This is a genomic window from Streptomyces sp. NPDC051677 (assembly GCF_044453465.1).
Taxonomy (GTDB): domain Bacteria; phylum Actinomycetota; class Actinomycetes; order Streptomycetales; family Streptomycetaceae; genus Streptomyces.
On sequence record NZ_JBITCT010000022.1, the window covers coordinates 96,969 to 122,787 of the forward strand.

The window sequence follows — 25,819 nt, forward strand, 5'->3', positions numbered from 1 at the left end:
GGGGACCGACCTAGGGGATGGGGGACGGAGCGGCGAACGGGGACCGACCTAGGGGATGGGGGACGGAGCGGCGAACGGGGTGGCGAACGGGGCGGGAGCGCGGAGGGGGACGTCGAAGTGGACGATCCGCTGGCCGCCGCCGGGATCCGCACGCTCGTCGTGCACGACCTCGCCGAGCGAGCGCCAGAAGCCTTCGGCGCCTTCCACGGCCGGGTCGGTGTGCAGATACACGGAGCGGTAGCCGCCGTCCGCCGCCGCGAAGGCAAGGAGTTCGGCGACCAGTCGCCGGGCGAGACCGCGCCGCCGATGCCCCCGACGCACGTAGACGCGGCGCAGTTGCGCGGTCGTGCCGCAGGGGTAGCGCTCGGCGACCTGACGCGGGTTCGGCGGGTGCGCGGGACCGCGGGAGTCGAGGGCGGCCGTGGCCACGACCTCGCCGCCCTCCCCCTCGGCGCCCTCGATCGCGACCAGCAGGGTGTGGCGGGCCGGGACGAGGTAGGCGGCGACCGGGTCGATGATGTCGCCGTGCCAGCGCGGCACATAACCGGTGCCGAAGTCGCGGTAGACGGTGTCGAGCATGACGGCACGGGCGCCGTCGAGGTCGCCTGGCCCCGCGGGCCTTATGCAGTAATTACGCACCTGCACATCATATGCATTAAGACTCTTTCCCTTGATCGCCACCCGACCACGCCACTCCGTCACCCGCTCCGACTTGACAGCGATCATGACCTCCCCCTAAATCTAGACACATGACATTCATTTTCAAAAAGGTGGGCCGATAGGTGCGCGTCGCGTTCGTGGGGAAGGGCGGCAGCGGCAAGACGACGCTGTCGGCCCTGTTCGCCCGGCAGTTGGCGCAGTCCGGCGCACCGGTGCTCGCCGTGGACGGCGACATCAACCAACATCTGTCCGAGGCCCTGGACCCCACCGCCGGGACGCCGCCCTTCACCGCCCCGCCCCTGGCCGCGCACCTGGGTGAGATCAAGGACCTGCTGCGCGGCGCCAACCCGCGGATCGCCTCCCGCGAGGCGATGGTCAAGACGACCCCGCCGGGCCGCGGCTCCCACCTGCTGCGCCTGCTGGGCGACGACGCGCTGCACGCCCGCCACGTCCAACGGGTGGGCGGTGTGCCGCTGATGGTGACCGGCGAGTTCGACGAGAGCGACCTGGGCGTGGCCTGCTACCACTCCAAGCTGGGCGCGGTGGAGCTCTACCTGAGCCATCTGGTGGACGGTCCCGACGAGTACCTGGTGATGGACATGACGGCCGGCGCCGACGCCTTCGCCTCCGGCCTGTTCACCCGCTTCGACATGACGTTCCTGGTGGCCGAACCAACCCGCAGAGGCGTCTCCGTCTACCGCCAGTACCGCGACCACGCCCGAGAGTTCGACATCCCTCTCGCCGTGGTCGGCAACAAGGTGACCGGCGAGGACGATCTGCTCTTCCTCAAGGAGGAGGTGGGCGACGACCTCCTCACCCACCTCGTCCTCTCCCCCTGGGTCCGCTCGGCCGAACGGGGCAGCCCCCAGGGCGAGTTGGAGGACATCAACCGCCACGCCCTCAACGTCCTGCGCGAGACGGTCGACGCCCGCACGAAGGACTGGCCGACCCTCCACCGCCACGCCGTCGACTTCCATCTGCGCAACGCCCGGTCCTGGGCGAACGAGGCAACGGGCCAGGACCTTGCCGCGCAGGTGGACCCGGAGTTCGTCCCAGGCCCGACATCACTGCCGTAAACGAACCGGACCAACCTCACCCACCCTTTCCTCCTCTTGCTCTCCCTCTCCTCTCTCCCCCTCTCCCTCCACAGGAACAGGACCCCCATTCCCATGTCTCTCGACGTCTCCCCGAAGCTCCTCGCCGAGGCCGAAGCCGGCGCCATCCGCGAGGAGGACTTCGTGGACACGGTCCGCACGTCCCTCCCCTATGCCTACGAGCTCGTCGACTCCCTCGCCACCCGACTGCACGCCGGTATCGGCGAGTTCGCCGACAACCAGACCCCACCCGCGTCCGAGCAGGAGCGCGGCCAGCTCCTGCGGGCCATGGCCAGCGACGCCATCCGCGGCAGCCTGGAACGCCACTTCGGCATCACCCTGGCCTTCCAGAACTGCCACCGGGTCGCGGCATTCCGTCCGGGGGCTCGGAACGGGGAGACGTATGCACGCTTCACGTCCACGCGGGCCCAGGTACTGAACCAGTCGGCGGAACTGCGGGACTGCTGACGCGGACGCGAACACACGCGGGCGTCGACGCGGCTCACAGCCACGCGAGGAAGACCGTGCCGAGGCTCAGGAGCTTCTGTGAGACGGGCACGGTCTTCCCGCCTGACGCAGTGGACACGACACGGAAGTCGGGAGCGAAGCCCTCCGCTCCGCAGGCGTCGTCGGGGACGTGCAGGGTGACGATGAACTCGCCACCGTCTGGCGAGACCACCATGCTCTGCTCTGCTCTGTTCTGCTCTGCTCTGCGAGGCTTCACCCGTACTCGTTCCCTCACGCCCAACCGATGCCCGTGGCATCGAGCAGCCGCACCAGGTCTTTCCGTCCGTATCCGAGGAGTGCGGCGCGATGGGCCGACATGAGCATCAGATGCGCCACGATCTGTGCGCCGTAGCCGTTTCTGTCCTCCCCGAACCACTCGTCGGGTTTCTCGACGCCGAGGCTGTTCATCACCAGGCCGTGCTCGCGGCGGATCTCGGCGACGGTGTCGGACACGGCACTCAGGAGCGAGGCCCCCGGCCGCTCGCACTCCAGGGCGAAGCAGCCCCAGTCGGCGGGTTCGCAGCCGCCGGGAGGACGTGTGCGCAGGCTCTCGTACCGCTCGTCCCCGAAGCCCTCGTGACCGAACTCCTCGTGTACCAGGGCGAACCGGTGGACGCCCGGCGGCGGAGGAGCGGGCGGCGGAGTGTACTCACAGCCGGCGTCCTCGTAGACCAGCCGCTGCACCTCCTCCTCGTCCGCCAAGGTGACCGTGTAGCCGGTCTCGGTGTTGCGGCCGGTGACCGTGCCATCGGCGTTGCGCTGGAAATGCAGGCTCATGTGTACCCCCGTGGTCCTCACAAGCGGGAAGATCCCGACACCCGCACAACGGCCGCCCGATTTCGCGCGTGCCCCGCCCACCGGAGGCTCACCCGTTCGCGTGAACGACCCGACTGAGCACCCGCGCGCCACCTGCCTCAGGCCGTCAACCCACCGTCCGTGAAACGCTTCACCGTCGTCACGAACCGCTCGGGATCGTCCCGCCACGGAAAGTGCCCCGCCCCCGGCTGCACGACGAGCTCGGCCTTCGGGAACAGTTCCGCGAACTGCCGCATCACGCGCGGCGGTCCCGCCACATCCACCTGTCCCGCGACGATCAGAACAGGGGACGGGAGGGCGGCGAGGGCTTCGCGGGTCGCGGTCGGGGCGAAGGCTCCCTCGGCGGTGTACACGGCTGCCGCCTCGGCGTTCCTCTGCTGGTCGCCCGCCTCATCGAAGGCCCGGGCCTCCTCGTCCCAACGGGCATGGAAGAAGGGGGCGATGGCCTGCCAGGAGTCGGCGGTGCCCCGGTCGGCGGTGACATCCTCCAGCGCCGCGTAGGCGGAGGCGAACCACGGCTCGCTCCCGCGCAGCCGCGCAGTCGTCAGACGGTCCTCGGCGGTGATCCCGAGACCGACCGCGTACACGCTCGGCGTGATCAGCAGCAGCCGGTTGACACGGTCCGGGTGACGGGTGGCGTACAGGATCGCCAGGTTGGCCCCGCCGGAGTGCGCGAGCATGTCGATCCGGTCGAGCCCGAGGTGCTCGCGCAGTGCGTCGACGTCGTCGACCTGGCGGTCGCAGCGGTACGACGCGGTGTCCGCGGGGGCGGCCGACTCGCCGGTGCCCCTGAGGTCCAGGCCGATCAGACGGCGGTGGGCGGTGAGGCCGCCTAGGTCGCCCAGGTAGGCGGCGGACTGCATGGGGCCACCGGGCAGACAGACCAGTGGCGGGCCGTCCCCCGACTCGTGGTGGGCGAGGCGGGTTCCGTCGGGGGCGGTGAAGATCGACATGGGACAGAGCCTCACAGCGGAGGGCGCGGCGGGCAACCGGGTTCCTCGTCAGGGACGTCTCCGGCCCGAACGAACCCCCGGCTTCGCCGCCCCGAACGTGCCGGGCGTGAGGTTTCACGACCTGCTGGTGCTCTCCCTCGGCGGCAACGGCCCGTACGAGCACTCATCAACGACCTCGGACCGCCTACTTCGGGAACGTCTGCGGAGCGACGACGGCGACCTGGCCGGCGGGACGGTCGTCGAGGCGGCGGTGCCGCAGGAGCTCCACGTACGACGCCGTAGGGGGCGTAGGCCCACGGTCCGGGGACCACAGACCTACGCCTCCCGAATCCGGGACCTACCGGGTGACCGCCGCCGGCGCCGGGGCGTATCCCGTCGGTCGGGCCGAGAACGTGCCTCGGCCCTGGGTGCGGCTGCGCAGCCGGGTCGCGTAGCCGAACAGCTCGGCCAGCGGCACGGTGGCGGTGATCACCGCCGAACCACCGTGCACGGTCGAGTCGGTGACCCTCCCGCGCCGAGCGGCCAGGTCCCCGAGCACTCCGCCGACGGCGTCCTCGGGAACGGTGACGGAAACCTCGACAACCGGTTCCAGCAGGACCATGACACAGCGGCGCAGGGCTTCCCGCAGCCCCAGCCGGCCGGCCGTGCGGAAGGCGGTCTCGGAGGAGTCCTTCACATGGGTCGCCCCATCGGTCAGGGTGACCCGCAGCCCGGTGACCGGGTGCCCGCCCAGGGGTCCCTCGGCAAGGGCATCCCTGCAGCCGGCCTCGACGGCACGGACGTACTCCTGCGGCACCCGACCGCCCACGACGGCCGAACGAAACGCGAAACCGCTTTCGACGTCGCTGTCCGCGCTCTCGCCGCCGACCGCGTCGAGCGGTTCGACGTCGAGCACGACATGCGCGAACTGGCCTGCGCCACCGTCCTGTTTGACGTGCCGGAAAACCAGGCCGGACACCCCGCCGACGACCGTCTCCCGATAAGTCACTTCCGGACGCCCCACGTTGACCTCCAGGCCGAGTCCACGGCGCACCTTCTCCACCGCGACCTCCAGATGCAGTTCACCCATGCCCGACAGCACCGTCTGACCGGTCTCCGGATCAGTCCTGACGACCAGCGACGGATCCTCCTCCGCCAGCCGCGCGAGCGCCGAGGCCAGCCGGTCGGCGTCGGTGCTCGCCCGCGCCTCGACCGCCACGGAGACGACCGGTTCGGCGACGCCGGGCGGTTCGAGGACGATCGGCGCCTCCGGCGCGCACAGGGTGGAGCCCGCACGCGCCGACTTCAGCCCGACCACGGCCACGATGTCCCCGGCGACCGCGCACTCCACCTGGGCGTGCCGGTCGGCCTGCACCCGCAGGATCCGTCCGATCCGCTCGGTGCGCCGCGCACCCGACTCCCACACCGCGTCCCCCTTCTCGATCGTGCCCGAGTACACCCGCAGGAACGTGAGCCGACCGGTGGGCGTGGCGCTGACCTTGAACGCGAGGGCGGCGAACGGCGCGGAGGGGTCGGCGGGCCGTTGCTCACCGACGACATCCTGCACACCGCCGAGCGCATCCTGCATACGGTCGGCGCCTCCCTGCATACGGTCGGCGCCTTCCTGCACACGGTCGACGCCTCCCTGCATACCGCGGCCGGTGGCATGCGTACCGCGTACAGGCGGCATGTCCAGCGGCGACGGCAGATAGGAGACGACGGCGTCCAGCAGCGGCTCGATGCCGCGGTTGCGGTAGGCCGAGCCGCACAGCACGACCACCCCGTCACCCGTGCGGGTCAGGTCGCGCAGCGCTCCGGAGAGGGTCTCGGCAGACAGCGTCTCCCGGTCGCAGAACTCCTCCAGCGCTGCCGGATGCCGCTCCGCCACAGCCTCTTCCAGCAGCCGGCGCCGACGCAGCGCCTCCTTGCGAAGCTCCTGCGGCACCGCCGCCTCGACGACCGTCCCGCCGGCCAGGTCGCCGTCGTCGCTCCAGGTCAGCGCCCGCATGCGGAGCAGGTCGACGACGCCGGTGAAGTCGTTCTCCGTGCCGATCGGCAGCTGTACGACCAGCGGGACCGGATGCAGGCGGGCACGGATCGACGCCACCGCGGCGTCGAGGTCGGCGCCGACCCGGTCGAGCTTGTTGACGAACGCGATCCGGGGCACGCCGTGCCGGTCGGCCTGCCGCCACACGGACTCGCTCTGCGGCTCCACGCCCGCGACGGCGTCGAACACCGCCACCGCCCCGTCGAGTACCCGCAGGGATCGCTCCACCTCGTCGGCGAAGTCGACGTGCCCAGGGGTGTCGATCAGGTTGACGCGGTGACCGTCCCAGTCGCAGCTGACGGCCGCAGCGAAAATGGTGATGCCACGGTCGCGCTCCTGGGGGTCGAAGTCGGTGATGGTGGTGCCGTCGTGGACCTCGCCGCGCTTGTGCGTGGTCCCGGTGGCGTACAGGATCCGCTCGGTGACGGTGGTCTTGCCCGCGTCGACGTGGGCGAGGATGCCCAGGTTGCGCACGGTGGAGAGGTGACGGTCGAGGTTGTTGCGCACGGCCCTTGGCCTTTCGGGGTGTTTCCGAGAACGGGCAGCGCGATTTCCGGACGAAGGCAGGCAGCACGTGCATGACGTCCAAGTGGATGACGCACACATGCATGACTCGCCGTCAGATATAGGTCATTGACGGCGCGTTGGGATACTCAGAGCTTCGTCAGGACATCCGGCGCCGGCCGCGCAGCGAGCACCGGACGGACGAAGACACGAGGATCACCTCGTAGCGGGAGCGGGGAGAGACGACAGCGGCATGGTCACGCATGGCCGGGCTCCCCTCGTTCGTACCGGTGCGGCGCGCCCTGATCGTGGGCCGCGCTTGGTCTTCGGTGAGTGTAGGGGCGAACGTGCCCGCCCGGCACGCGATTTATCGCACCGGGCCCGGCGCCTCCGCGTAGAACTGCCTCCGCACCCGACGCAGCCAGGCGTCGGCGGCCGTGTCGTCGGGTTGTTCGGGCAGCACGCTGCGCGTCTCGGCGAACGCCTCCTCGAATCCGCGCAGCAGTGGCAGCGCCGCTTCCGGGTCGGCGGCGACCTGTTCGCCGAACCGGTGGTAGCTCTCCGGATCCTCGACGCGAATCGTCAACTGCCCTGTTGCGTACAGCTCGTAGCCCTGAGTGCACAGCCGCTTGAGGTGACGGGCGTGCTTGGCGGTCCGGCTGCGGGCGCCCGCGGAGAGGGTCCCTGCACTGCGGTTCTGGAGTTTACGGAACTGCTGGGTGGCGTAGCCGAGGTAGGCGTCACGGACGCGTCGCGCACTGAGCAACGTCTCGCGCAACGCGATGAGTTCCTCACCGAAGGGAGTGCGCACCTCGTACAACTCGTCCGGCAGCCAGACGAGTTCCATCACCGTCGGGTTGCCGCCGAGGGCGAGCCGGCACCACTTCGCGGCCTCGTGCAGGGTGTTGTCGGGCGAGGTGCTGACGTGCGACTCCTGCGGTCGGTGCAGGCCGTGCAGTTCCTCGGTGGGGGCGGCGAACATGCCGAGGCGGTCCACGTCGGAGCCTTCGTGGGCGAGCCCGTAGGCGGTCGAGCCGACGACGCCGGACAGCAGGATGTTGGTGACGGTCACTGGTGCCCCCGGACGTTCCCCGATGCTGATCACCGCCGCCGGGTGGGGCGACGGGACCGCCATAATGCCCCGGCGCCGGCCCCGAGCACCTCGCATTTTCCGGCAGCGCCCGCCCGGTCGCCCCGCCCTTGGCCGCACCCCTCCCCGCGCCCGCCGCCTCACCCGTACGGCTCATTGCACTGGTAGAGCGGCCTGGCCGGTGGTGCCGTGAGGGACAGGGGCAGCCGGCCCCGTCCTCAGGAGGCGCCCGTGACCACCGCTCGCCCGTCGTCCCGCCCGCCCTGCCCGCCCCGCCCGTCGGGCCCGTCCGGCTCGTCCGGCGCGCGTGTCGGCTGCCGTCCTGGCGTGCGGAACGCTGCTGGCCACCGCGGCCTGCTCCAACGGGGCGACAGCGCGTCGACCGACTCGGGCGTCGCGGCCGGACCCGTCACCCAGCGGACCGTCACCGCGTCCCCGGACCAGCCGCTCACGAACGCCCGCGCACGGATCGCGCTGCCCCGGAACCCAGCCAGTTCGACTGATCGCGCCTCCGCGCCCTGCCGTGTCCGGCCTCCTTCCTCCCAGCAGAACCATGTGACATATTACTGCTGTGCCCAAGCGACCGAGCGGTGACGTCGTGGTCGTCGGCGCCGGCATGGTGGGCGCCGCCTGCGCGCTGTACGCGGCCCGTGCCGGGCTGGAGGTGGTACTGGTCGACCGCGGTCCCGTGGCCGGCGGCACCACCGGCGCGGGCGAGGGCAACCTCCTCGTCTCCGACAAGGAACCCGGTCCTGAGCTCCAACTGGCCCTGCTGTCCGGCCGCTTGTGGGGCGAACTGGCCCAACAGCTGGGCACGGCCGTCGAGTACGAGCCCAAGGGCGGACTCGTGGTCGCGTCAGCCCCCGAGGCCCGCACCGCCCTGACGGCCCTCGCGGCCGGACAGCGCGCGTCCGGAGTGGAGACAGTCCACGTCGAAGCGGACCAACTCCACGACCTGGAACCGTACTTGGCACCCGGCCTCGCGGGCGGCGTGCTGTATCCGCAGGACGCCCAGGTCATGCCCACTCTTGCCGCCGCGCACCTCGTACGGTCCTCGGGCGCGCGGCTGGAGACCGGTCGCACCGTGACACGGATCCTGCGCGGCGCCGACGGCGCCGTCCGGGGCGTCCGGACCGACCAGGGCGACATCCTTGCGCCGGTCGTGGTGAACGCGGCCGGGACCTGGGGTGCGGAGGTCGCGGAACTGGCGGGGGTGCGGCTGCCCGTACTCCCCCGCCGGGGCTTCGTGCTGGTCACCGAACCGCTGCCGCGCCGGGTGCGGCACAAGGTGTACGCCGCCGACTACGTGGCCGACGTGGCGAGCGACTCGGCCGCCCTGCAGACCTCACCGGTCGTCGAGGGGACCGCCGCCGGGCCGGTGCTGATCGGCGCGAGCCGCGAACGGGTCGGCTTCGACCGGTCCTTCTCGCTGCCGGTCGTCCGCGCCCTGGCGGCGGGGGCGACGCGCCTGTTCCCGTTCCTGGAGCACGTACGGGCGATGCGCACGTATCTCGGCTTCCGCCCGTACATGCCCGACCACCTCCCCGCCATCGGACCCGATCCCCGCGTCCCCGGACTGTTCCACGCCTGCGGCCACGAGGGCGCGGGCATCGGGCTCGCCACCGGCACCGGCCACCTGATCGCGCAGACGCTCGCCGGCAAGCGCCCGGAACTGAGCCTGGCGCCGTTCCGCCCCGACCGCTTCGACCGCTTCGCCCAGGAGGCCGCGCCGTGAACCCGCTGAAGCTGGTCCGGGCGCGCCCCGGCGCCCCGTTCACCCTCACCTTCGACGGCCGGGAGATCGAGGCGCTGCCGGGGCAGACGATCGCCGCCGCGCTGTGGTCGTCCGGGGTCACGGCCTGGCGCACCACGCGGGGCGGAGGGCGTGCGCGTGGAGTCTTCTGCGGGATCGGCGCGTGCTTCGACTGCCTGGTGACCGTCGACGGCCGCCCCAACCAACGCGCCTGCCTGGTGCCGGCCGCGCCGGGCGCGGACATCCGTACGCAGCAAGGGACGGGGCACGATGACTGAGCGGCGCCCGGTGCTCGCGGTGATCGGCGCGGGCCCGGCCGGGCTCGCCGCCGCGTCGGCAGCCGCTGCGCACGACGTGCGGGTGGTGCTGATCGACTCCGCCGCCGAGGCGGGCGGACAGTTCTACCGGCAGCCCGCGCCCGCACTCGGCGCCCGCCGTCCCCAGGCACTCCACCACCAGTGGCGCACCTGGGAGCGACTGCGGGCCGGACTCGACACCCACCTCGCCACCGGACGCGTCACATACCTGAGGGACCGTCATGTGTGGTGTGTGGAAAGGGAGTCGAAGGGTTCCGGCGGATCACACGGCTTCACCGTGCATGCACTGCTGGGTCCGGAGCAGGAGGAGTCCGTCGCGGTCCACGCCGACGGGGTGCTGCTGGCCACCGGCGGCTACGAGAAGGTCCTGCCGTTCCCCGGCTGGACCCTGCCCGGTGTGATCACCGCGGGCGGCGCCCAGGCCTTGTTGAAGGGCGGGCTCGTGCTGCCCGGCCGTACGGCGGTCGTGGCCGGCACGGGCCCCCTGCTGCTGCCCGTCGCGGCCGGCCTCGCCGCTGCGGGAGCGCGGGTCGTCGCCCTGGTCGAGTCGGCCGGGCCGGGGAACTTCGTACGTCGCGCCCCGGCCTGGGCCACCGCCCCTCAGAAGCTGGCCGAAGGGGCCGGGTACGCGGCCCGACTCCTGCGTCACGGCATCCCGGTGAAGGCCCGGCACATGGTGCTGGAAGCGCACGGCGCCGAACGGCTGGAGTATGTCACCGTCGCCGCGCTGGACGCCGAGGGCCGGCCGATGCCCGGTTCCGAGCGACGTGTGCCCTGCGACACGCTCGCCGTCGGGCACGGCCTGCTGCCGCACACCGATCTCGCGGATGGCCTCGGCTGTCGCCTCGACGGGCCGGGCGTGCGCGTCGACGACGAGCAGCGCACCGACGTCCCCGGCGTCTGGGCCGCGGGCGAGACCACGGGCATCGGCGGCGCGGCCCTGTCGCTCGCCGAGGGGCATATCGCCGGACGGTCGGCGGCGGCCAGGCTGACCGGCACGGCTCCCGACCCGCGGGCGTGGGCGCCGGCCGCGCGGGACCGGAGCCGGCTACGGGCCTTCTTCGCGGCACTGGACGGCGCGTATGCGGCACGGCCCGTCCGGTGGACGGACCAGGTGACCGACGAGACGGTCGTGTGCCGCTGCGAGGAGGTCACCGCGGGCGCCGTCCGCGAGGCCGTCGGCACACTCGGCGCGGGTGACCTGCGCACCGTGAAACTGCTGACCCGGGCCGGGATGGGCTGGTGCCAGGGCCGGATGTGCGAGCCCGGCGTGGCCGGTGTCGGGGGCTGTGAGCTCACCCCGGCCCGACGGCTGTTGGCCCGCCCCGTGCCCCTGGGGGTGCTGGCCGCCCCGCCGACGGACCCCACACCCACCACCCAGTGATATGTCACACACCACTCGCTCCCCCTCATCGCGCTCACCACTCATGCGCTCACCACTCATCGCGCCACGTGAAAGGGAACCAGGATGACCGCCCCCACCCCTCCCCCCGGACCCTCCACTCCCCAGCTTCGCCCTTGGCATGGTGTCCTCGTCGCCACCGCGCTCCCGCTCAACCGCGACCTCTCCGTCGACTACGACCGGTACGCCGAGCACTGCTCCTGGCTGGTGGCGAACGGGTGTGACGGCGTCGTACCCAACGGCTCGCTGGGCGAGTACCAGGTGCTCACGCCCGAGGAACGCACCAGGGTGGTGGAGACGGCGGTGGCCGCGATCGGCGGGGCGCGGGTGATGCCCGGGGTCGCCGCGTACGGCTCTGCGGAGGCCCGCCGTTGGGCCGAGCAGGCCGCCGAGGCGGGCTGCGAAGCGGTGATGCTGCTGCCGCCCAACGCCTACCGCGCGGACGAGCGTGCCGTCGTGGCCCACTACGCGGAGGTCGCCCGGGCGGGCCTGCCGGTGGTGGCGTACAACAACCCGATCGACACCAAGGTCGACCTCGTGCCCGAACTGCTGGCGCGGCTGCACGGCGAGGGTCTCATCCACGGCGTCAAGGAGTTCTCCGGCGATGTCCGCCGCGCCTACCGGATCGCCGAACTCGCCCCCGAACTGGACCTGTTGATCGGTGCCGACGATGTGCTGCTGGAGTTGGCCGTGGCGGGGGCCAAGGGCTGGGTGGCGGGCTACCCCAACGCGCTGCCGAAGGCCTCGGTGGAGTTGTACCGGGCGGCCGTCGCCGGTGATCTCACCACGGCGCTCCCCCTCTACCGTCAGCTCCACCCACTGCTGCGCTGGGACTCCCGCGTCGAGTTCGTCCAGGCGATCAAACTCTCGATGGACGTCGTGGGTCGCTATGGCGGCGGCTGCCGTCCGCCACGGGTCCCGCTGCTGCCGGACCAGGAGGCGACGGTCCGCGCGGCCACCGAAAAGGCCGTCGCCGCAGGGCTCGCGTAACTCCGCACCGGACAAGGGGACTTCATGCGCAGCAAGCTCGTCCTGCACGCCGTCGACTCGCACACCGAGGGCATGCCCACCCGAGTGATCACCGGCGGGATCGGCACCATTCCCGGCGCGACGATGAACGAGCGGCGGCTGTACTTCCGTGAACACCGCGACGACGTCAAGCAGTTGCTGATGAACGAGCCGCGCGGGCACTCCGCGATGAGCGGCGCGATCCTCCAGCCGCCCACCCGGCCGGACTGCGACTGGGGCGTCGTCTACATCGAGGTCTCCGGTTATCTGCCGATGTGCGGGCACGGCACGATCGGAGTGGCGACGGTGCTCGTCGAGACGGGCATGGTGGAGGTCGTCGAACCGGTCACCACCATCCGGCTGGACACCCCGGCGGGACTCGTCGTCGCCGAGGTGACGGTCGAGGACGGCGCGGCCACCTCCGTGACCTTGCAGAACGTCCCCTCCTTCGCGGTCGCGCTGGACCGCAAGGCGACCCTGCCCGACGGCCGCAGCGTGACATACGACCTGGCGTACGGCGGCAACTTCTACGCGATCCTGCCGCTGGAGGAGTTCGGGCTGCCCTTCGACCGCGCCCGCAAGGACGACATCCTGCAGGCCGGCCTGTCGCTGATGGAGGTGATCAACTCCGAGGAGGAGCCGGTCCACCCCGAGGACCCGTCCATCCGCGGCTGCCACCACGTCCACCTGTACGCGCCCGGCGCCACCGCCCGGCACTCGCGGCATGCGATGGCCATCCACCCCGGCTGGTTCGACCGCTCGCCCTGCGGTACGGGGACCAGTGCACGCATGGCGCAACTGCACGCTCGGGGCGAGCTGCCGTTGCGCACCGAGTTCGTGAACGAGTCGTTCATCGGAACCCGCTTCACTGGGCGGCTGCTCGGCACGACGGAGGTCGCCGGCCGCCCGGCGGTACTGCCCAGCTTCACCGGCCGCGCCTGGATCACGGGAACGGCCCAGTACCTGCTGGATCCGACGGACCCCTTCCCGGAGGGGTTCGTCCTGTGACACCGGGGCCTCCACCACCGTAGATACTGAGGGTCGTACTACGTGACATGGCACAGTGCGATGGCACAGCCCGTTTCCGAGGAGACCCACCATGGCCCCGCCGCCCGTGAGCAGCAGTCAGCCGCCCGCCGAGCCGTCGCTCCCCGTGCTCGGCGGGCGCCGCAGCAGCTACCGCGAGCGGGTCGCGGACGCCCTGCGGGCCGCGCTGATCGCGGGTGAACTGCGGCCCGGCGAGGTGTACTCGGCGCCGACCCTCGCCACCCGCTTCGGCGTCTCGGCGACGCCGGTCCGCGAGGCGATGCTGGATCTCGCCAAGGAGGGCCTGGTGGACGCGGTCCCCAACAAGGGGTTCCGGGTCACGGAGGTCTCCGACCGGCAGCTCGACGAGTACACGCACGTCCGCGCGCTGATCGAGATCCCCACGGTGGCGGCGCTGGCGACGAGCGCCGACCCGGTGTCGCTGGAGGCGCTCCGCCCCGCCGCCCGGGAGATCGTCGCCGCCGCGGTCGCGGGCGATCTCATCGCCTACGTCGAGGCCGATACCCGCTTCCACCTGGGCCTGCTCGCCCTGGCCGGTAACGCCCATCTCGTCGAAGTCGTCCGGGAACTGCGCGGCCGTGCCCGCCTGTACGGCCTGACCGCGCTCTCCGCCTCGGGCCGTCTGCTGGCCTCCGCCGAAGAACACCTGGAGCTTCTGGACGCCCTGCTGACGCGCGACGAACGGGCCGTTCGCGAGGTCATGACACGGCATCTGGGGCATGTCCGGGGTTTGTGGGCGTCAGCCCGGGAGTAGGCCGCCCTCCGCTCAGATACCCCCGGCGCCCCCAAAACGTCCTGTGATCCTTGTCGCGGGCGGGAGAAGAGTGGGCGCAGCGCCGCTTGGGCAGTCACTTGCCCGTGCGCGAAAGGATGGTGTCTATCCCGTGGGGGAATCCGTGCGTCTGTGTCTGATCGGTGCGGGACTGTCGGGGCTGGCGACGGCACACGCCCTGAAGAGCGCCGGTGTCGACTTCGTCTGCCTGGAGCAGTCGAGTGACGTCGGCGGGCTCTGGCGTCGGCCGCAGGCGGGCGAGCGCGGTCCCGGCTATCTGTCGCTGCACCTCAACACCGCCAAGCACCTCACGGGGTACGCGGACTTCCCGATGCCCGCCTCCTACCCGCTCTACCCCCGGCACAGTCAAATCGCCGCCTATCTACGCTCGTTCGCCGAGTGGGCCGGCATACGGGACCGCATCGAGCTGGGGACGACCGTGGAGTCCGTACGGCAGAAGGCCGACGGTGGGTGGACGGTCGTCAGCCGGGATGCCGACGGCACGACGTCGTCCCGCAGCTTCACGCATGTGATCGTCGCCTCCGGGCACAACTCGGAACCCTCGATGCCCGCACTGCCGAAGGGCGCCGAAACGTTCACAGGAACGATTCGCCATTCTCTCGACTACCTCGACGGCAGCGCATTCGCCGGACAGCGCGTCATCGTCGTGGGGCTCGGCAACTCGGCGGTGGACATCGCCGCGGACCTCTCCCGGCACGCCGAGCTGACCGTCCTCTCGGCGCGCCGGGGACTGCACATCATGCCCAAGCAGTTGTTCGGCATGGCGCTCGACGAGATCGCCGACGCGCCGTGGTGGATCAGCATGTCCCTGGCGGAGCAGCGCCGTTTCATCGAACAGGCCCTCTTGATCGCCCGCGGCAGACTCCGCGACCACGGGCTGCCCGAGCCGGACCACCCGGTCTTCGCCTCGGCCGTCACCATCTCCGACGAGATCCTCAGCCGTATCCGCCATGGCGCGGTCACCCCGAAACCGTCGATCGCCGCCGTCGACGGCGGCCGGGTCTCCTTCGTCGACGGCACGTCGGTCAGGGCCGACGCGATCGTGTACTGCACCGGCTACCAGATGACCTTCCCGTTCCTGGAGCCCGGCTGCCCGGTCGGCCCGCAGGGCTCGGTCGAGCTGTACAAGCGGGTCGTCGCCCCGGGCCGTCCCGGACTGTTCTTCGTCGGTCTGGTGCGCCCGGTCGGTTCGATCACGCGGCTGGTGGAGGCGCAGGCGCGGTGGATCGCGCGGCTCGTCAACGGCGATGCGGTGCTGCCGGAGGCGGAGGTCATGCGCAAGGAGATCGCCGCGTACCTGAGCGGAGTCGCGGGTCAGTACGGGCAGCGGGACAGCGCGTCGATCCAGGTCAACGTGGCGCCGTATCTGCAGGAGCTGCGCGAGGAATGAGGTCGGACGGGCTCGGGACGCCGGGACGCCGGGACGCCGGGAGCCGGGACGCCGACAAGCAGATACCCGCCCCGAAGGGCGGGTATCTAGTTGGCTGGAAGGCTGTGAGTGCGGCGCGTCACTTGGTCAGCCAGTTGAGGAACTTGCTCCACACTCCGGCCTGTTCGTGGCGGACCGCGCCGGCGGTCTCGCGCGCCGGTGCCTGCGTGGTGGTCTGCCGGCTCGGACGAATCACCGGTTTTACCGGCGTGTACCGGGCCGGGAGCGTGACGAGGCCACGGCTGAAGGCTCCCTGACGCCAGGTCAGACTGCCTTCTGGAACGCTGAGTTCGACGTCGGGAAGGCGGTTGAGAAGGTTCTCGACGGCCGACACGACGATCTGCCGGGCGGGTTCCTTCGAAGGGCAGGCGTGCGGGCCCGCGCTCCAGGCGAGGTGTGCACGGTTGCTGCCGGCCTTGCGGGCCGCCGACAGCGTGGGACCGGTGTTGGCGGCGGCGATGCTGACCAGCATCAGGTCACCGGCGGTGAGCTTCTGACCGGCGAACTCCATGTCGGACACCGGGTAGTGGGCGGCGAAGTTCGTCATGGGCGGGTTCTCCCACAACGTGTCGTCCATCGCCTCCTCGATCAGCCCGCCCTCGTGGGCGTACCGGTCGTCGGTGAGGATTCGGTGCAGGGTGTTGCCGATGAGGTTGACCAGGGGCTCGGCTCCCGCGCCCAGCAGCAGGGAGACCTGATGCACCATCTCCTCGTCAGACAGACGGGTTTGATGCTTCAGCAGCCAGGAGGTGACGTCCTCGCCGGGCTTGCGCCGCTTGAGCGCGACGAGTTCGCCCACGGCCTCGAACAACACCTGGCTGGCCTTCTCGGCGTTGATGCCGTCGAACATGCCGGAGATGCCGAAGAAGACGCGGTCGCCGATGTCGGCGGTGCAGCCGAAGAGCTCGTTGAACACGAACAGCGGGAGCTGCTTGGCGTAGGAGCCGATCAGGTCGGCCGAACCGCGTTCGCTGAACTGGGAGATGAGGAAGTCGGAGATCCGCTCGACGCTCTGGCTCAGCCGCATCGGATCGATGCGCGCCATGCTGTCCGAGATGGACTGACGCAGCCTCAGGTGTTCGGCGCCGTCGGAGGACATGCAGTTGGGCCGGTAGGCGAGCACGGGCAGAACGGGGCTGTCGGGGGCGATCCGGCCTTCGTTGAGGTCCCGCCAGCGGCGTGCGTCCTTGCGGAAGGAGCCGGAGTCCTGGAGGAGTTGGAGGGCGGTGGCGTAGTCGGTGACGAGGGTGGCCTCTACTCCCGGGGCGATCTCCACGGGCGCGGTCGGCCCGTAGTGCCGCAGGTAGGTGTAGTAGGGCTCCGGGTCGGCCGCGTACTCCGGTCCGTAGAGCGGCACTCGGCCGCCGGGCTGGTGCGCCGGGCAACCTGGAGGGGGCACGGGGGCGGTGGGTTGGGCGTCCATGTCTGCTCCTAGTGGGCACGGTCCTGCAGGTGACGGACGAGGGTGATCAGCGCTTCTGCCGAGGACTTCTCGTCTCGTGCGTCGCAGGTGACGACGGGGGTGTCGTCGAGCAGGTCCAGTGCGTCGCGCAGGGCCATCTCGTCGCGCAGGGGCGAGCCGTCGAAGTGGTTGACGGCGATGGCGTAGTCGAGTCCGTACTGCTCGATGAGGTCGATCACGGCGAAGGAGTCCGCGAGTCGCTCGGGGTCGACGAGCACCAGCGCGCCGAGCGCGCCGCGTGCCATGTCCTCCCACATCTGGACGAAGCGCTGCTGGCCCGGCGTTCCGAACAGGTACAGCACGACGCGGTCGCTGATGGTCAGACGGCCGAAGTCCATGGCCACCGTGGTGGTGGTCTTGCCCTGGACTCCCTTGAGGTCGTCGACGGACTCGGCGGCCCGCGTCATCGTCTCCTCGGTGGTCAGCGGCTCGATCTCGGAGATCGCCCCGATGAACGTGGTCTTGCCGACCGCGAAGTGGCCCACGACGAGGATCTTCACCGCTGTCTGCGTAGCCCCGTCGCGGACGTACGCCTGTTCATCCAAACTTGGCCCTGAGACCATTCAGCACCTCCTCCAGGATGTCCCGGTCGGCGAGCGGCGCCCGCTGCACGGGCGGGCGGGTGATGAGGTAGCCGCCTTCTGTGAGGGCGGCCAGGAGGATCTTCACCACGCCCAGGGGCAGTTGGGTGTGCCCGGCGATCTCGGCGACCGAGAGGTAGCCGGCCGAGCACAGGTCCAACAGGTTCTGCTCCTCGGGGGACAGGCGGGTCGGCCGCTGCTCGTGATCGGCGGCCGCCGTGACCAGGGTGATGAGGGAGAGCTGCCCTTCGTCGGGCAGCCCGCGCCCCTTGGTGATGACGTACGGACGCACTAACTCCGGTGTCTGGGGCTCCAGTTCGTCGAAGCCCTTCATGACCGTGCGCCGAGGTTCTCGCGCGGCGGTGTCATCAGGGCCTTGCCGAGCTGGCCGACGAGCTGCTGCATCCGGAAGGTGATGTCCTGCATGTCGATGTCCGGGGCGGCCGAGACGCCGAGGTAGGCGCCCTCGCCGGCGGAGATCAGGAAGACCCAGCCCCCGTCGAACTCGACCACCGTCTGCCGCCACCGCATCTGCGGGTCCTCACAGAAGAACGCGAGCGAGCGGCTGAGCGACTGCACGCCGCTCATCGCGGCGGCCACGCGGTCCGCGTCGTCCTTGTCGAAATCCTGCGTCCGGGCCATCAGCAGGCCGTCGGCGGAGATCAGGACGGCGTGCAGGGCCCCGGGAATCTCCAAGGCACTGTCAAGCATCCATGACAGATCGTCGTTCACGAGACCTCATGCCCTTCGCTGCTTGCACCACGTGTACTGCTCGACTTGTCAGCGGGATCCGCAGGCGTGGCCCGGCCCGACTGGGTACCCCGTTGGAAGGCGCCCATGATCGCCGCCGTCTCGGCGCCCGAGCGGGCGGGAGTGGGGGCGGACGCGCTGCCCGGCACGATGGCCATGGGCCGCTTGCGCCGCCGCTTCGGCAGGCCGTCGGCGGTGGTGGTGTTGGCGGTCAGCGCGCCTTCGGGGCCATTGAAGCCCGTGGCGGTGACGGTGGGAGCGACGGCCGGAGCAGGCTCCTTCTGCTCGGGCGCGTTGGTGAGCAGGTCGTGCGGCAGGAGGAGCACCGCCCGGACGCCTCCGTAGGGGGAGGTGGAGTCCACGGACACCTCGAAGCCGAAGCGCTCGCTGAGCACACCGATCACGGCGAAGCCGAACTGCGGCGGGTTGCCGAGTGCGGAGACGCCCGAGACCCGATCGCTGGCGAGGAGTTTGTCGGCACGGGTGCGCTCTTCGTCGTTCATACCGACACCGGCGTCGTCGACGACGATGCAAATGCCCTTGGGCACGGTACGAATGTTGATTTCGACGACGGTGTCCGGGCTGGAGTAGCTCGTGGCGTTGTCGAGGAGCTCGGCGAGGGCCAGGGCGACCGGTTCGACGGCACGGCTCGTGACGCCGAAGTCGACCTGCGAGAGAATCTCCACCCGCCGGTAGTGGCGAACCCTGCCCTGGGCGCTGCGCACCACGTCGTAGACGGACGCGACATCGCGTGCGCGCCCCAGCCAGCCGTCGCAGAGCACGGCGATGGACTGGGCGCGCCGGCCGAACTGCGAGTTCGTGTGGTCGATCTCCAGGAGGTCCTGGAGGATGACCGACTCGCCGTATTTGTTCTGCAGCCGGGAGACAATCAACTGCTGTTCCGCGGCCAGGCCCTGAAGGGTCCGCATCGCGGACTTGAGGACCGTTTTCGTAGCCTCTTCGGCTCGTTCCTGAGCTGCCTCGACGGATTGCGCGTACTCGTTTTCCAACGCGGAGTAGTGGGACTTGAGCCCCGCGATCTCCTGCCTTAAGGCGCGCGCCACCCTGCGCTGACGAACAATGAGGGTGACTGCAACGAGTACGGCGACGAGGAGAGCCCAGAGTACCGGGTTCTGTATGTAATCAGTCATAAGACTCTCTTCAGGCGGCCTCGACTGACGGCCAGTTGCTGAATTCCCGTCAATGCGGGTGGACCGGCGGACCGCCCGCACCGGGGTGACCGCCCGGACTGTCCCCGTAGTCGGAGATGTCGTCTTGCACCCATCCGCCCGCTCTACAAGCGAGCGTGATCGTATCACCACAAGAACGGGCCATAGACCGTCAATCTGCTGGCAGAGATGAACATTGACGATCTGTCAATAACCTGTCGGCTTCAGCCGGCGAGCAACCGACGAGTACCCGACGACCGGCCGGCGCGAGCCTGGGAAGCAGCACCCGGAAGCGGCGCCCAGACGAGAGCGCCGGGCGCCGTGACAGGACAACCGATAAACGGGCTTCCGCGACATTCGGGCGGCAATGGATACGGACACAACAAAACCCGCACCCGGCGGGACGCCGAATGCGGGCACTGACTGATCACCGATGATCACCGAGCGAAATCCGCTCGATGCGGAGAGTGAGAGTGTCCGAGGGGGGACTTGAACCCCCACGCCCGATAAAGGGCACTAGCACCTCAAGCTAGCGCGTCTGCCATTCCGCCACCCGGACCAGGTGTCTGCCGCCATGCGAGAGTGTTTCCCGCGGCGACATGGACAACAATACCAAGCTTTCGGAGTGCGTTTCACCTGCATATCCGCTGGCCACGCAGGGGGCAGGGCGCCGCCGTGAACGCCTCACGCCGGGTGACGGCACGATCGCTCCACGCTCAGGCCGCCGCGGTCGTACCGCGGGCGGGCGTCTCGATCTGACTGAGGGCACCCGCCGCGTCAGGCGCAGCCTGGCCCGCCAGGATGCCGGCCCGCCGTCGGCCCGCCGTCGGCACGGCGACAGCGCGACCTCCGGTGGGCAGTCAGGGCATCTGCTGGTACTCCGGGAAGTTTCCGGGCAGCCGCTCCCCGGCCGGGCCTCGTGTCACCGCGCGGACCAGCAGTTCCCCGCCTACGAACGCGCCTCGCCAGGACGCGCCGAAGCCGCCGAAGAGCTCGTCGCGGTCGCCGCGGGAGCGGGGCGTGCCGTGGCCGACCTTGAAGGCACGGACCTGCGGGGCCAGTCGGTCGTAGGTGGCCCGGTCGTCCGTGGACAGGGTGGCGACGAGCGCCCCGTTGGACGCGTTCATGGCGGCCAGCAACTCCGCCTCCGTGTCGACGAGGACGATGGTGTCGACCGGACCGAACGGCTCCGCGTGGTGCAGGGGCGAGGACGGCGGCGGGCCAAGGAGCGTGACCGGTTGGACGTACGCCGAGGTGTCCTGGCCGGGCAGGAAGCGGGCGTCGGCCGGACGGCCGCGGTACAGCGGGACCGCCCCCCGGTCGATGGCCTCGGCGACCTGGTCGTGGAGTTCCTTGGCCTTGGCCACGTTGATCACCGGCCCGAAGTCCAGCCGTGGGTAGGGGTCGTCGCGCTTCTCGACGGCGAGCGGATGTCCGAGCGTCAGGGTGCGCACCGCCGGGAGGTACGCCGTCAGGAACTCGTCGAACAGCGCGCGCTGGACGACGAATCGCGGGTACGCCGTGCAGCGTTGCTTGCCGTAGTCGAAGAGCCTCGGGACGACCGCGGCGAAGGCGTCCCAGTCCGAGTGGTTCCAGATACCCCAGGTGTTGAGTCCTTCCTGTTCGAGTACATGTCGCTTGCCGAGGTCGGCGACGGCCGTGGCCACCGCGGCGCCGGTGTCGCGGCCGCCGACGAAGGAGACGCAGCCGATCTCGGGCGCTCGCACCAGCGCCTGGGACAGCTCTCCCCCGCTGCCGCTGACGAGGGTGACGGGGACGCCCTCGCGGGCGGCGAGCGCACAGGCCAGGGTCAGACAGGCGACACCGCCGTCGGTCGGGGTCTTGGCGATGACCGCGTTGCCTGCCAGTGCCTGTACCAGCAATGCGTGAACGAGCACGCTCATCGGGTAGTTCCAGCTCGCGATGTTGGAGACCGGGCCGTCCAGCGGGGCCCGTCCGTTCAACATGGGGTGGATGCCGTCGACGTACCAGCGCACGCCGTCGACGGCCCGGTCGACGTCCGCCTGCGCGAGCCGCCACGGCTTGCCGATCTCCCATACGAGGAGGAGTGCGAGGAGCTCTCGGTGTTCGGCGAGGGCGTCGAGGGTGGCCGCGATACGGGCGCGGCGTTCCTCCAGTGGGACGTGCCGCCAGGCGCGGTGCTGGTCCAGACAGGCGCGGACGGCTCGGTGGGCGGTGCCCCGGTCCAGTCGGGGCGGGCCGGCGATCGGGCTGCCGTCCACCGGAGTGGCAGCCGGCAGTACCCGGCCGTCGGCCTGCCAGGAGGCGTTCCAGCGGTTGAGGACGCGGTCGCCGCGAAAGGCCTCCGGGGCGACGGCGAGGCAGCGCCGCCAGGCGTCGGGCCAGGAGGTTCCTGACTTGAGGGTGAGGGTGGTGGTCATGGGGCTGCTCCGCTCTCGGTGCACGGTCGGGGGCGGGGTTGGTGCGGTGCTGGGTTGGTGCGGGACGGACGGGGCGGGTGCCGGAGGGGTCGGCAGGGCACGCGACTTCGGAGGGCGGCCGCCGGTGGCCTGTGAGGGACGTCACACTCCTTGTTCCAGTGCGGCCAGCGCGAGGCGCGCGGTCTCGGTGGGTGTGACGCCCACGCGTACGCTCGCCGCCTCCAGCGCAGCCTTCTTCGCCTGCGCCGTCCCCGAGGCGCCGGACACGATCGCGCCCGCGTGCCCCATGGTGCGGCCCTCGGGCGCGGTGAAGCCGGCGATGTAGCCGACGACGGGCTTGGTGACGTGCTCGCGGATGTAGGCGGCGGCCCGTTCCTCCGCATCGCCGCCGATCTCTCCGATGAGGACGACGAGCTCGGTGTCGGGGTCCTCCTCGAAGGCGGCCAGGCAGTCGATGTGGCTGGTGCCGACGACCGGGTCGCCGCCGATGCCGACACAGGTCGAGAAGCCGATGTCGCGCAGTTCGTACATGAGTTGGTAGGTGAGCGTGCCCGACTTGGAGACCAGACCGATGCGGCCCGGCTTGGTGATGTCGGCGGGGATGATGCCCGCGTTGGACTGGCCGGGGGTGATCAGGCCGGGGCAGTTGGGGCCGATGACGCGGGTCCCGCGGGCCGCCGCGTGGGCGGTGAAGGCGACCGCGTCATGGACCGGTATGCCCTCGGTGATGACGACGGTGAGACCGACCCCGGCGTCGGCGGCCTCGATGACGGCGGCTATGGCGAAGGCGGGCGGTACGAAGACGACGGTGACGTCGGCACCGGTCGCCTGCATACCGTCGACGACCGACCCGAAGACGGGCACCGTCCGCTCGCCGAAGCCGACGGTCCGGCCGGCCTTGCGCGGGTTGACGCCGCCGACGATGTTCGTGCCGGCGGCGAGCATGCGCCGGGTGTGCTTCATGCCCTCGCCGCCGGTCATGCCCTGGACGAGGACCTTGCTTTCCTGGGTGAGGTAGATGGCCATGGCGTCCGGACTCCTCAGGCTGCGGTGGCGAGTTGGACGGCCCGGCGGGCGGCGCCGTCCATGGTGGTGGCCTGCTCGACCAGGGGATGCCGGCGCCCGTCGAGGATCGCCCGCCCCCGGGCCGCGTTGTTGCCGTCCAGGCGGACGACGAGCGGTTTGGTCAGCCGTACGGTGTCCAGGGCGCGCACGATGCCGTCGGCGACCGCGTCGCACGCGGTGATGCCGCCGAAGACATTGACGAGGACCGACCTCACGGCGGGGTCGGAGAGGATCACCGACAGACCGTCGGACATGATGCGGGCGGACGCGCCGCCGCCGATGTCGAGGAAGTTGGCGGGGCGGGCGCCGCAGCCGGCGACCACGTCGAGGGTCGACATGACGAGTCCGGCGCCGTTGCCGATGATGCCGACCTCGCCGTCCAGTTTCACGTAGGTGAGGCCCTTGGCCGCGGCCGCCGCCTCCAACGCGTCGCCCTGCTCCACGGCCTCCGTACTCCAACGCGCCTGTCGGAACGACGCGTTGTCGTCGAGGGTGACCTTGCCGTCGAGGGCGAGGATCTGTCCCTGGCGGGTGCGCACGAGCGGGTTGACCTCGACCAGGAGGGCGTCCTGCCGGATCAGCACCTGCCACAGCCGGGTCAGGACGTCCACGGTCTGCGGCGGCAGTCCCGCAGCTTCGGCGATCTCGCCGGCCTTCGCCGAGGTGACGCCCTGCGTCGGGTCGACGGGGATGCGGGCGACCGCCTCGGGCCTGGCGGCGGCGACCGCCTCGATCTCCATGCCGCCCTCGGCGGAGGCGATCGCGAGGAAACGGCCGGCCGCGCGGTCCAGCACGTAGGAGACGTAGAACTCCGCCTCGATGTCCACGGGTTGGGCCAGCATCACCGCGCCGACCGTGTGCCCCTTGATGTCCGTGCCGAGCATCTGGCGGGCTGTCAGCTCGGCCGCGGCCGGATCAGCGGCGAGCTTGACGCCTCCCGCCTTGCCCCGGCCTCCGGTCTTGACCTGGGCCTTCACCACCACTCGCCCGCCGAGCCGCCGGGCGATCTCGCGCGCCTCCTTGGGTGAATCGGTCACCTCGGCCCATGGCACCGCGATGCCGTGTTCCTCGAAGAGTTGCCTTGCCTGGTGTTCCTACAGGTCCATCTCGGGCTCCCGTCTGCGAAGTCGAGTCCGAAGTCCGCCGAGCCGTTGCGAGGCCGAACTCCGATGGCCGAAAGTGCCGCACGCCCCCTGGACACCACCCACCGGATGCGGGATAACAAGCTTCATACAGTATTCGTCGACTGTATGCAATGTACCGACGACTGCATCCCATCCCCATACGAAGGGACAGGACTTCGCCATGCCCGACGACACCCAGGACGTGATCTCCGGTGGTCATCTCGTTGCCAAGGCGCTGAAGGCAGAGGGGGTCGACCGCATCTACACCCTGTGCGGCGGCCACATCATCGACATCTACGACGGCTGCGTCGACGAGGGCATAGAAGTCGTCGACGTACGCCACGAACAGGTCGCCGCCCACGCCGCAGACGGCTACGCACGCATCACCGGCAAGCCCGGCTGCGCGGTCGTCACCGCCGGACCCGGCACCACCGACGCCGTCACCGGTGTCGCCAACGCCTTCCGCGCGGAGTCCCCGATGCTGCTGATCGGAGGTCAGGGAGCGCTCACCCAGCACAAGATGGGGTCCCTGCAGGACCTGCCGCACGTCGACATGATGACGCCGATCACCAAGTTCGCCGCGGCCGTGCCGGACACGGCCCGCGCGGCGGACATGGTGTCGATGGCGTTCCGCGAGTGCTACCACGGCGCGCCCGGCCCCTCCTTCCTGGAGATCCCGCGCGACGTCCTCGACGCCAAGGTGCCGACGGCGAAAGCCCGGGTGCCCAGGCCCGGCGCCTACCGCGCCTCCACCCGCTCGGCCGGCGACCCCGAAGCCGTCGAGAAGCTCGCCGACCTGCTGGTGCACGCCGAGAAGCCCGCCATCCTGCTGGGCAGTCAGGTGTGGACGACGCGAGGGACGGAGGCGGCCGTCGAGCTGGTACGCACGCTGAACATCCCGGCGTACATGAACGGCGCGGGCCGCGGCACACTGCCGCCCGGCGACCCGCACCACTTTCAGCTGTCGCGCCGGTACGCCTTCTCAGGCGCCGACGTGATCGTCATTGTGGGCACGCCCTTCGACTTCCGGATGGGCTACGGCAAGCGGCTCTCCCCCGACGCGACCGTCGTGCAGATCGACCTCGACTACCGCACCGTCGGCAAGAACCGCGACATCGACCTCGGCATCGTCGGCGACGCCGGGCTGGTGCTGAAGTCGGTGACCGAGGCCGCCTCCGGGCGCCTCAACGGGGGCGCGTCGAAGCGCAAGGAGTGGCTCGACGAACTGCGCGCCGCCGAGCAGACCGCGATCGAGAAGCGGTTGCCCAGCCTCAGGTCGGACTCCTCGCCGATCCATCCCTACCGCCTGGTCAGCGAGATCAACGACTTCCTCACCGAGGACTCGATCTACATCGGCGACGGCGGTGACATCGTCACTTTCTCCGGGCAGGTCGTGCAGCCCAAGTCACCGGGCCACTGGATGGACCCGGGCCCGCTGGGCACCCTCGGCGTCGGCGTCCCCTTCGTGCTCGCAGCGAAGCAGGCGCGGCCCGACAAGGAGGTCGTCGCCCTCTTCGGCGACGGCGCGTTCTCCCTCACCGGGTGGGACTTCGAGACCCTCGTCCGCTACGACCTCCCGTTCGTCGGCATCGTCGGCAACAACTCCTCCATGAACCAGATCCGCTACGGCCAGGCCGCCAAGTACGGCCCGGAGCGCGCGCGCGTCGGCAACACCCTCGGCGACGTCCACTACGACAAGTTCGCGCAGATGCTGGGCGGTCACGGCGAGGAGGTGCGCGACCCCGCCGACATCGGCCCCGCGCTCAGGCGCGCCCGCGAGTCCGGGAAACCTTCCCTGATCAACGTCTGGGTCGACCCGGACGCGTACGCCCCCGGAACGATGAACCAGACGATGTACAAGTGAGGT

General features: G+C 70.6%; 23 protein-coding genes, 1 tRNA gene and 2 pseudogenes. 11 read left to right on the forward strand and 15 right to left on the reverse strand.

Features of this window, described 5'->3' with window-relative positions; genetic code table 11:
- Window positions 1-48 precede the first annotated feature (48 nt).
- On the reverse strand, window positions 49-639 hold the full coding sequence (locus ACIBAF_RS25425; RefSeq protein WP_399465906.1) for a GNAT family N-acetyltransferase: 591 nt from the start codon (window positions 637-639) through the stop codon (window positions 49-51).
- A 143-nt stretch (window positions 640-782) separates the two neighbouring features.
- On the opposite strand from ACIBAF_RS25425, the gene ACIBAF_RS25430 reads away from it, so the two are divergent.
- Window positions 783-1,736 (forward strand): ArsA-related P-loop ATPase, encoded by a 954-nt coding sequence (locus ACIBAF_RS25430; RefSeq protein ID WP_399465908.1) that lies wholly within the window; start codon window positions 783-785, stop codon window positions 1,734-1,736.
- A gap of 93 nt (window positions 1,737-1,829) precedes the next feature.
- A complete protein-coding gene (locus ACIBAF_RS25435) occupies window positions 1,830-2,222 on the forward strand; it encodes an SCO5389 family protein (RefSeq protein ID WP_399465909.1) in 393 nt (130 codons plus the stop codon).
- Between the two features lie 34 nt (window positions 2,223-2,256).
- Here the strand turns inward: ACIBAF_RS25435 and ACIBAF_RS25440 are convergent, their stop codons facing one another.
- From ACIBAF_RS25440 to ACIBAF_RS25450, 3 genes are all read right to left on the reverse strand, one after another.
- Entirely contained in the window at window positions 2,257-2,436 is a 180-nt protein-coding gene (locus tag ACIBAF_RS25440; RefSeq protein WP_399465910.1) for a hypothetical protein, read from the reverse strand.
- Window positions 2,437-2,492: 56 nt separating this feature from the next.
- The gene (locus ACIBAF_RS25445; RefSeq protein ID WP_399465912.1) at window positions 2,493-3,038 is read right to left on the reverse strand and encodes a hypothetical protein; all 546 of its coding nucleotides are present in this window, start codon (window positions 3,036-3,038) and stop codon (window positions 2,493-2,495) included.
- A 137-nt stretch (window positions 3,039-3,175) separates the two neighbouring features.
- Window positions 3,176-4,030, reverse strand: coding sequence for an alpha/beta fold hydrolase (locus ACIBAF_RS25450; RefSeq protein ID WP_399465914.1), 855 nt, complete (start codon window positions 4,028-4,030; stop codon window positions 3,176-3,178).
- 79 nt (window positions 4,031-4,109) lie between these two features.
- Here ACIBAF_RS25450 and ACIBAF_RS25455 point away from each other — a divergent pair.
- Window positions 4,110-4,312: pseudogene (locus ACIBAF_RS25455) on the forward strand (hypothetical protein); the annotation flags it as partial.
- A gap of 55 nt (window positions 4,313-4,367) precedes the next feature.
- On the opposite strand, the gene ACIBAF_RS25460 reads toward ACIBAF_RS25455, so the two are convergent.
- Together ACIBAF_RS25460 and ACIBAF_RS25465 are read right to left on the reverse strand one after the other, a co-directional pair.
- Window positions 4,368-6,563 (reverse strand): elongation factor G, encoded by a 2,196-nt coding sequence (locus ACIBAF_RS25460; protein WP_399465915.1) that lies wholly within the window; start codon window positions 6,561-6,563, stop codon window positions 4,368-4,370.
- 364 nt (window positions 6,564-6,927) lie between these two features.
- The gene (locus ACIBAF_RS25465) at window positions 6,928-7,632 is read right to left on the reverse strand and encodes a DNA polymerase beta superfamily protein (RefSeq protein ID WP_399465917.1); all 705 of its coding nucleotides are present in this window, start codon (window positions 7,630-7,632) and stop codon (window positions 6,928-6,930) included.
- Window positions 7,633-8,221: 589 nt separating this feature from the next.
- Between ACIBAF_RS25465 and ACIBAF_RS25470 the strand changes: the two genes are divergently transcribed.
- The 7 genes from ACIBAF_RS25470 to ACIBAF_RS25500 all read left to right on the forward strand — a co-directional run bounded on the left by ACIBAF_RS25470 (window position 8,222) and on the right by ACIBAF_RS25500 (window position 15,360).
- Window positions 8,222-9,385 (forward strand): NAD(P)/FAD-dependent oxidoreductase, encoded by a 1,164-nt coding sequence (locus ACIBAF_RS25470; RefSeq protein WP_399465919.1) that lies wholly within the window; start codon window positions 8,222-8,224, stop codon window positions 9,383-9,385.
- Window positions 9,382-9,681, forward strand: coding sequence for a (2Fe-2S)-binding protein (locus ACIBAF_RS25475; RefSeq protein WP_399465921.1), 300 nt, complete (start codon window positions 9,382-9,384; stop codon window positions 9,679-9,681). The genes ACIBAF_RS25470 and ACIBAF_RS25475 overlap by 4 nt, the downstream gene beginning before the upstream one ends.
- The gene (locus ACIBAF_RS25480) at window positions 9,674-11,104 is read left to right on the forward strand and encodes an NAD(P)/FAD-dependent oxidoreductase (protein ID WP_399465923.1); all 1,431 of its coding nucleotides are present in this window, start codon (window positions 9,674-9,676) and stop codon (window positions 11,102-11,104) included. Before ACIBAF_RS25475 ends, ACIBAF_RS25480 begins: the two co-directional genes overlap by 8 nt.
- An 84-nt stretch (window positions 11,105-11,188) precedes the next feature.
- On the forward strand, window positions 11,189-12,112 hold the full coding sequence (locus tag ACIBAF_RS25485; RefSeq protein WP_399465925.1) for a dihydrodipicolinate synthase family protein: 924 nt from the start codon (window positions 11,189-11,191) through the stop codon (window positions 12,110-12,112).
- A gap of 24 nt (window positions 12,113-12,136) precedes the next feature.
- Window positions 12,137-13,138, forward strand: coding sequence for a proline racemase family protein (locus ACIBAF_RS25490; RefSeq protein WP_399465927.1), 1,002 nt, complete (start codon window positions 12,137-12,139; stop codon window positions 13,136-13,138).
- 91 nt (window positions 13,139-13,229) lie between these two features.
- Window positions 13,230-13,931, forward strand: a complete 702-nt coding sequence (locus tag ACIBAF_RS25495; RefSeq protein WP_399465929.1) for a GntR family transcriptional regulator — start codon at window positions 13,230-13,232, stop codon at window positions 13,929-13,931.
- Between the two features lie 142 nt (window positions 13,932-14,073).
- Window positions 14,074-15,360 (forward strand): flavin-containing monooxygenase, encoded by a 1,287-nt coding sequence (locus ACIBAF_RS25500; RefSeq protein WP_399466012.1) that lies wholly within the window; start codon window positions 14,074-14,076, stop codon window positions 15,358-15,360.
- A 118-nt stretch (window positions 15,361-15,478) separates the two neighbouring features.
- On the opposite strand, the gene ACIBAF_RS25505 is transcribed toward ACIBAF_RS25500, so the two are convergent.
- The 9 genes and pseudogenes from ACIBAF_RS25505 to sucC form a co-directional block, all read right to left on the reverse strand.
- Window positions 15,479-16,822 (reverse strand): cytochrome P450, encoded by a 1,344-nt coding sequence (locus ACIBAF_RS25505; RefSeq protein WP_399465931.1) that lies wholly within the window; start codon window positions 16,820-16,822, stop codon window positions 15,479-15,481.
- Window positions 16,823-16,830: 8 nt separating this feature from the next.
- On the reverse strand, window positions 16,831-17,424 hold the full coding sequence (locus tag ACIBAF_RS25510) for an ATP/GTP-binding protein (RefSeq protein ID WP_079658517.1): 594 nt from the start codon (window positions 17,422-17,424) through the stop codon (window positions 16,831-16,833).
- Entirely contained in the window at window positions 17,399-17,776 is a 378-nt protein-coding gene (locus tag ACIBAF_RS25515) for a DUF742 domain-containing protein (protein WP_057601661.1), read from the reverse strand. Before ACIBAF_RS25515 ends, ACIBAF_RS25510 begins: the two co-directional genes overlap by 26 nt.
- Window positions 17,773-18,174 carry a roadblock/LC7 domain-containing protein gene (locus ACIBAF_RS25520; protein ID WP_334575450.1) on the reverse strand — a complete coding sequence of 134 codons (402 nt, stop codon included), beginning with the start codon at window positions 18,172-18,174 and terminating at the stop codon, window positions 17,773-17,775. Before ACIBAF_RS25520 ends, ACIBAF_RS25515 begins: the two co-directional genes overlap by 4 nt.
- The gene (locus ACIBAF_RS25525; protein ID WP_399465934.1) at window positions 18,171-19,343 is read right to left on the reverse strand and encodes an ATP-binding protein; all 1,173 of its coding nucleotides are present in this window, start codon (window positions 19,341-19,343) and stop codon (window positions 18,171-18,173) included. Before ACIBAF_RS25525 ends, ACIBAF_RS25520 begins: the two co-directional genes overlap by 4 nt.
- Before the next feature lie 492 nt (window positions 19,344-19,835).
- Window positions 19,836-19,920, reverse strand: a tRNA-Leu gene (locus tag ACIBAF_RS25530).
- 301 nt (window positions 19,921-20,221) lie between these two features.
- Entirely contained in the window at window positions 20,222-21,763 is a 1,542-nt protein-coding gene (locus ACIBAF_RS25535; RefSeq protein WP_399465936.1) for an aldehyde dehydrogenase family protein, read from the reverse strand.
- 141 nt (window positions 21,764-21,904) lie between these two features.
- Complete coding sequence (gene sucD, locus ACIBAF_RS25540; RefSeq protein WP_399465938.1) at window positions 21,905-22,789, reverse strand: succinate--CoA ligase subunit alpha; 885 nt, start codon at window positions 22,787-22,789, stop codon at window positions 21,905-21,907.
- 14 nt (window positions 22,790-22,803) lie between these two features.
- Window positions 22,804-23,922, reverse strand: a pseudogene (gene sucC, locus ACIBAF_RS25545) (ADP-forming succinate--CoA ligase subunit beta); the annotation flags it as partial.
- A 211-nt stretch (window positions 23,923-24,133) separates the two neighbouring features.
- Between sucC and ACIBAF_RS25550 the strand changes: the two are divergent.
- Complete coding sequence (locus ACIBAF_RS25550; RefSeq protein ID WP_399465940.1) at window positions 24,134-25,816, forward strand: thiamine pyrophosphate-binding protein; 1,683 nt, start codon at window positions 24,134-24,136, stop codon at window positions 25,814-25,816.
- The last annotated feature ends 3 nt before the right edge of the window (window positions 25,817-25,819 follow it).

Coding starts and splice junctions, on each gene's coding strand:
- ACIBAF_RS25435 (WP_399465909.1), top strand. CDS start 1,830: ATGTCTCTCGACGTCTCCCCGAAGCTCCTCGCCGAGGCCGAAGCCGGC.
- ACIBAF_RS25440 (WP_399465910.1), bottom strand. CDS start 2,436: ATGGTGGTCTCGCCAGACGGTGGCGAGTTCATCGTCACCCTGCACGTC.
- ACIBAF_RS25445 (WP_399465912.1), bottom strand. CDS start 3,038: ATGAGCCTGCATTTCCAGCGCAACGCCGATGGCACGGTCACCGGCCGC.
- ACIBAF_RS25450 (WP_399465914.1), bottom strand. CDS start 4,030: ATGTCGATCTTCACCGCCCCCGACGGAACCCGCCTCGCCCACCACGAG.
- ACIBAF_RS25480 (WP_399465923.1), top strand. CDS start 9,674: ATGACTGAGCGGCGCCCGGTGCTCGCGGTGATCGGCGCGGGCCCGGCC.
- ACIBAF_RS25485 (WP_399465925.1), top strand. CDS start 11,189: ATGACCGCCCCCACCCCTCCCCCCGGACCCTCCACTCCCCAGCTTCGC.
- ACIBAF_RS25490 (WP_399465927.1), top strand. CDS start 12,137: ATGCGCAGCAAGCTCGTCCTGCACGCCGTCGACTCGCACACCGAGGGC.
- ACIBAF_RS25495 (WP_399465929.1), top strand. CDS start 13,230: ATGGCCCCGCCGCCCGTGAGCAGCAGTCAGCCGCCCGCCGAGCCGTCG.
- ACIBAF_RS25505 (WP_399465931.1), bottom strand. CDS start 16,822: ATGGACGCCCAACCCACCGCCCCCGTGCCCCCTCCAGGTTGCCCGGCG.
- ACIBAF_RS25510 (WP_079658517.1), bottom strand. CDS start 17,424: ATGGTCTCAGGGCCAAGTTTGGATGAACAGGCGTACGTCCGCGACGGG.
- ACIBAF_RS25515 (WP_057601661.1), bottom strand. CDS start 17,776: ATGAAGGGCTTCGACGAACTGGAGCCCCAGACACCGGAGTTAGTGCGT.
- ACIBAF_RS25525 (WP_399465934.1), bottom strand. CDS start 19,343: ATGACTGATTACATACAGAACCCGGTACTCTGGGCTCTCCTCGTCGCC.
- ACIBAF_RS25535 (WP_399465936.1), bottom strand. CDS start 21,763: ATGACCACCACCCTCACCCTCAAGTCAGGAACCTCCTGGCCCGACGCC.
- sucD (WP_399465938.1), bottom strand. CDS start 22,789: ATGGCCATCTACCTCACCCAGGAAAGCAAGGTCCTCGTCCAGGGCATG.
- ACIBAF_RS25550 (WP_399465940.1), top strand. CDS start 24,134: ATGCCCGACGACACCCAGGACGTGATCTCCGGTGGTCATCTCGTTGCC.